The sequence below is a fragment of the Streptomyces apricus genome (genome assembly GCF_008369065.1).
GTDB classification, from domain to species: Bacteria; Actinomycetota; Actinomycetes; order Streptomycetales; family Streptomycetaceae; genus Streptomyces; species Streptomyces apricus.
In genome coordinates this window covers 78,250-83,219 of the sequence record NZ_VDFC01000040.1, presented here as the reverse complement: position 1 = coordinate 83,219, position 4,970 = coordinate 78,250, and the positions used below count along the sequence as shown (strand labels likewise).

Annotated in this window: 4 protein-coding genes; 3 read left to right on the top strand and 1 reads right to left on the bottom strand. The window is 73.6% G+C overall.

What is annotated here, in order from left to right:
* Positions 1–71 precede the first annotated feature (71 nt).
* A complete protein-coding gene (locus tag FGF04_RS13270) occupies positions 72–644 on the bottom strand; it encodes a cob(I)yrinic acid a,c-diamide adenosyltransferase (RefSeq protein ID WP_149511512.1) in 573 nt (190 codons plus the stop codon).
* Between the two features lie 310 nt (positions 645–954).
* Between FGF04_RS13270 and FGF04_RS13265 the strand changes: the two genes are divergently transcribed.
* The 3 genes from FGF04_RS13265 to FGF04_RS13255 all read left to right on the top strand — a co-directional run.
* Positions 955–1,803 (top strand): 3-hydroxyacyl-CoA dehydrogenase family protein, encoded by an 849-nt coding sequence (locus FGF04_RS13265; protein WP_149511511.1) that lies wholly within the window; start codon positions 955–957, stop codon positions 1,801–1,803.
* Between the two features lie 173 nt (positions 1,804–1,976).
* Positions 1,977–2,300: an STAS domain-containing protein gene (locus FGF04_RS13260; protein ID WP_149511510.1), complete on the top strand. Its 324-nt coding sequence runs from the start codon at positions 1,977–1,979 to the stop codon at positions 2,298–2,300.
* A 261-nt stretch (positions 2,301–2,561) separates the two neighbouring features.
* Positions 2,562–4,970, top strand: a 2,409-nt coding sequence (locus FGF04_RS13255) for an ATP-binding protein (RefSeq protein ID WP_149512249.1), incomplete at its 3' end; no start/stop codon positions are given.

The following is a 4,970-nucleotide window of genomic DNA, read 5'->3' as shown; positions in this document are numbered from 1 at the left end:
GCTGTGTGTCGGGTGCGGGGCGGCGGGGGCTTGTCGCGCAGTTCCCCGCGCCCCTCAATGGGCGAACGGTGTCAGCGTTCGCCGCCCGGGAGCCACAGGACGTCTCCCACGTCCTTGTTCGCCGTTCTGGCCAGGATGAACAGGAGGTCGGAGAGGCGGTTGAGGTAGGTCGCCGTCAGGGGGTTCATGACCTCGCCGTGCGACTCCAGGGCCGCCCACGTGGAGCGCTCCGCGCGGCGGACCACCGTGCAGGCCTGGTGGAGCAGGGCCGCGCCGGGGGTGCCGCCGGGCAGGATGAAGGAGCGCAGCTTCTCCAACCGCTCGTTGAAGCGGTCGCAGTCCGCCTCCAGCTTGTCGACGTAGAACTGCTCGACGCGCAGGGGCGGGAACTCGGGGTTCTCGACGACCGGCGTGGAGAGGTCCGCGCCTACGTCGAACAGGTCGTTCTGGACGCGGGAGAGGACCTTCACGACCTCCTCGTCGAGGTTCCCGAGGGCGATCGCCGTGCCGATGGCGGCGTTCGCCTCGTTGGCGTCGGCGTACGCCGAGATCCGCGGATCGGTCTTGGCGGTGCGGCTCATGTCGCCGAGGGCCGTGGTGCCCCCGTCGCCGGTCCTGGTGTAGATGCGCGTCAGATTGACCATGCGACCAGCGTAGTTACGCCCCGGCCGCCTTGAGCGGGAAGGTCCTCAACTACGCCGTACGGGCGGTGGAATGAGCCGCCCGGTGTGATGTCCGTCAGATGAGACGTGACGCGCGTTACTTACCGGTCACACAGCGCTGTGCGAGCGCTAGGGTCCGCCGGAGAGGCAACCCTGCGGCATGTCGTCCGGAGCTGTCTCGCGATGTCAACACCAGTCGTCCCCGCCGGTCGGTTCCGGCCGGGACCCGGGGTCGCGCGGCGGTGGCCGTACAGGACGCGGCCCCCGGAAGAAGCAGCAGGGGAGTCGGACAGTGGCAGGGAAGCTCGCCGTCATCGGAGCCGGACTCATGGGTTCCGGTATCGCCCAGGTCGCCGCACAGGCCGGCTGGGACGTCGTCCTGCGGGATGTCACCGACGCGGCGCTGACCCGTGGCACCGACGGCATCAAGGCCTCGTACGACAAGTTCGTGGCCAAGGGGAAGCTGGACGCGGGCGCGGCCGGGGAGGCGCTGGGCCGCATCACCGCGACCACCGAGCTGGACGCGGCCGCCGACGCCGACATCGTCGTCGAGGCCGTGTTCGAGAAGCTTGAGGTCAAGCACGAGATCTTCCGTACGCTCGACAAACTGGTGAAGGACGAGGCCGTCCTCGCCTCCAACACCTCGGCCATCCCGATCACCAAGATCGCGGCGGCCACCGAGCGCCCGGAGCGGGTCGTCGGCGTGCACTTCTTCTCGCCGGTCCCGATGATGCAGCTGTGCGAGCTGGTCCGCGGCTACAAGACGAGCGACGACACGCTCGCGCGGGCCCGGGAGTTCGCCGAGTCGGTCGGCAAGACCTGCATCGTCGTCAACCGCGACGTGGCCGGCTTCGTGACCACCCGGCTCATCTCGGCCCTGGTCGTCGAGGCGGCCAAGCTGTACGAGTCGGGCGTGGCCAGCGCCGAGGACATCGACCTGGCCTGCAAGCTGGGCTTCGGCCACGCCATGGGACCCCTCGCCACCGCCGACCTCACGGGCGTCGACATCCTGCTGCACGCCACCGGCAACATCTACACCGAGTCCCAGGACGAGAAGTTCGCGCCGCCGGAGCTGATGCGCCGGATGGTCGACGCCGGTGACATCGGGCGCAAGAGCGGACAGGGCTTCTACACGTACTGAACCGCGTACCGGCTCCGTGGCGGTCCCGACCTGTCACCCCCGTCACTCGTTCGGGTCGACTTCGGTATCGGTTCGCTCACGGAGGGCAACTTCTGCCCCGGTACCGCAGTCAGTCCTGGAACAGGGCACGACGAACACGACGGGTACGAAAAACGCACTCTCGGGGAGCGCATATGCACATCAGGGGCGACCACGTCGAGCTGGTCGTCGGGGGCCGCCTCGACGTCCGCAGCGCGGCGGACGCCCGTACGGTCCTGCACTCGGCCGTCGACGACGGAGTCGGCGACCTGGTGCTCGACCTGTCAGAGCTGGACTCCTGGGACGCCACCGGACTCGGTGTCATCATGGGGGCCCACCGGCGGGCGGGGCGGTGCGGCCGCAGGCTTGTGCTGCGCGGCGTCCCGCCGCAGATGCAGCGCCTGCTGGTGGCCACCCGGCTGCACCGGATCCTGGCCGTCGAGGGCGGCATCGGCGTCGAGTCGCTGCCCCGGGTCTGACGCCCGCGTCACTGCCGCAAACGGCGAAGATCGGATGGGAAGCGGCGTACGAAACCCGTACCTCGCGAACAATCCTCACGAAGCTGTGACGTCTCGGACCGCGCGGTACCCCGTGTGTTCGTAGATACTGTGCGAAGGTTTAGGGTTCGGCTGCCCGCGTGTTGATGGACCCGTCGGTGGGCACCGGACCAGAAGCGACAGCGCAGTGTGCGGCAGGCCGGAGGGGGCTCGGCACACGACGCTTTTGGGGGGCTTGGACCTATGGACCCGACGAACCGCGGACCCGAAGAGTACGGCCACGACGACGGCCCGGCGCCACGGCAGCGCCCGCCGCGCGAGCCGTCGGCGCACGCACCGGGGGCAGGGGGCGCCCAGCCCCCGGCCGCGTCGCACACACCCGCACTGCTCACACCCGCGCCGGCCCGCACCGTGCGCCTGGTCGCGGGCGACCACCTGCTCACCGTCAACCCCGTCGACGGCAGCGAGATCGAGCTCTGCCCGCCGGGCGAGCGGCCGCAGCGGCCGGTGAAGTTCGGCGCGTCCGAGCGGGCCGACCGGGCCCGCGCCGGCCGGCCGACCGTGCCGCCCGGGGCCCCGCAGCACAAGCTGCCGCTCCTGGAGCGCCAGGAGGAGCGCGAGCGGCTCGTACGGCTGCTCGCGCGCGGCCGCTCCGTACGGCTCACCGGGCCCTCGGGCTCGGGCCGCACGGTGCTGCTCGACGCCGTCGCCGACGACTGCGCGGACCTCGCGCCCGACGGCGTGGTGCGCCTCAGCGGCCACCGCCGTACCGCCGACGACCTGCTGCACGACCTCTTCGCCGCCGTCCACGACGCTCCGCTGCACCGACCGGAACAGGACGAACTGCGCGCCCTCGTCCACGACATCGGCGCGGTCGTCGTCCTGGACGACGTGGAGTTCGGCGGCGGCGCGCTCGACGACCTGCTCGACGCCACCCCCGAGTGCGCCTGGCTGATCTCCGCGACACCGCGGATCGCGGCCCCGTCCGCCGACTCGCTCCTCGAAGAGGTCTTCCTCGGCGGCCTCGGCCGCGGCGGCGGCCTCGAACTGCTGGAACGGGCCGTCGGCCGGGTCCTGACCGAGGAGGAGGCCAACTGGGCGGGCGACCTCTGGTTCGAGTCCGAGGGGCTCCCGCTGCGCTTCGTGCAGGCCGGCGCCCTGCTGCGGCAGCGCGACCAGCTGCTCGCCGACCCGGACGCCTTCACCGACCCGGACGCCCCCGACGGCTCCGGCCGCATCGAGGACGGGCCCGCGGACGCGGTCCCCGGCGGGCACGACGGCCCGGGCGCCCACGACATACCGCTGCCCTCGCTCGCCGAGGGCGCCGCGCCCGCCGCGCTGCTCGCCTCCCGGCTCAGCGAGTCGGCCCGCGCCACCCTGCGCTTCGCCGTCGCGCTGAACGGCGAGGTGCCTCACCAGGCGCACCTGCCCGCCCTCGTGGGCCACACCCACGCGGACGCCGCGCTCGCCGAGCTGGTCGGCTGCGCGCTCGTCACCCCGGTCGGGGCGCACTACCGGCTCGCCGCGGGGGTGCAGACCCAGCTGGAGGCCGCCGGGTACGCCTCCGGCGCCGAGGAGACGGCCCACGCCGCCGCCCGGCACTACACCTGGTGGGCGGGACACCCGTCCGTCACCCCGGAACGCGTCTGCGCCGAGGCGGACGCCGTGCTCGCCGCCCTGACCGCCCTGGTGCCGCTCACGGCGCCGCCGGCCGAGGGCGAGGAGACCGCGCCCGCGGTGGGACTGGCCCGGGCCGCAGCCCCCGCGTTCGCCGCCGGACTGCACTGGAGCGCCTGGGAGCGGGCGCTGCGGGCCGGGAGCGAGGCGGCCAAGCTCGCCGGCCAGGTCGCCGACCAGGCCTACTTCCACCACGAGCTGGGCGTCCTGGCGCTCTGCGGCGGACAGCTCGACCGGGCCCGCGTCGAGCTGGAGGCCTCCGTCGGCCTGCGCGGCGCCCTCGCCGACAAGCGCGGCACCGTCGCCGGCCGGCGCGCCCTCGCCCTGGTCGCGGACCACTCCGGGAACACCCCGCCGGGGGGCATCGGCCCGACGGCGGGCGAGGAGGTGCCCGACGCGCGGTCCGAGGAGTCGGCGTCACCGCCCGGCGGTGTGCCGGCCGCGTTCGCGGCGGTCCCCTCGCTGCAGTCGCCGGGCGAGCCCGCCACGCTGATCACCCACCGGACCGGACCCGCCGCCCCGGCACGGCCCGGCACGAGGGGCGGGCTCAAGGGGCTCGTCCACGGCACCCGGCGCAACCTGGTGGCCGCCGGCGCGGGCGCCCTGCTCGCCGCCGTGCTCGGCACGGTGGTGACGCTCGGCGCGACCTCCAGCCCGGACGACGACGCCCCGGCGGAGAAGGTCGGCGTCAACCCGTCGGCCAGCGCGGGCGAGGACGGCAGCGACCTCGGCGCGGAGCGGCCGAAGAAGGGCAGCGGCGAGGCGGACTCGACGAACCGCGCACCCGACCCCGGCAAGGACGGGGTCGTGGGGACCTCGGACGACCCGACGCCGTCCGGGACCGGCGAGCCGTCGGACGAGCCGAGCGGGTCGAAGGAGCCGAGCCCGACCGGGTCCGCGACGAAACCGCAGTCCCCGACCTCCAAGCCGTCGACCTCGCCCACGAAGCCGCCGAGCAGTTCGACCCCGCCGACC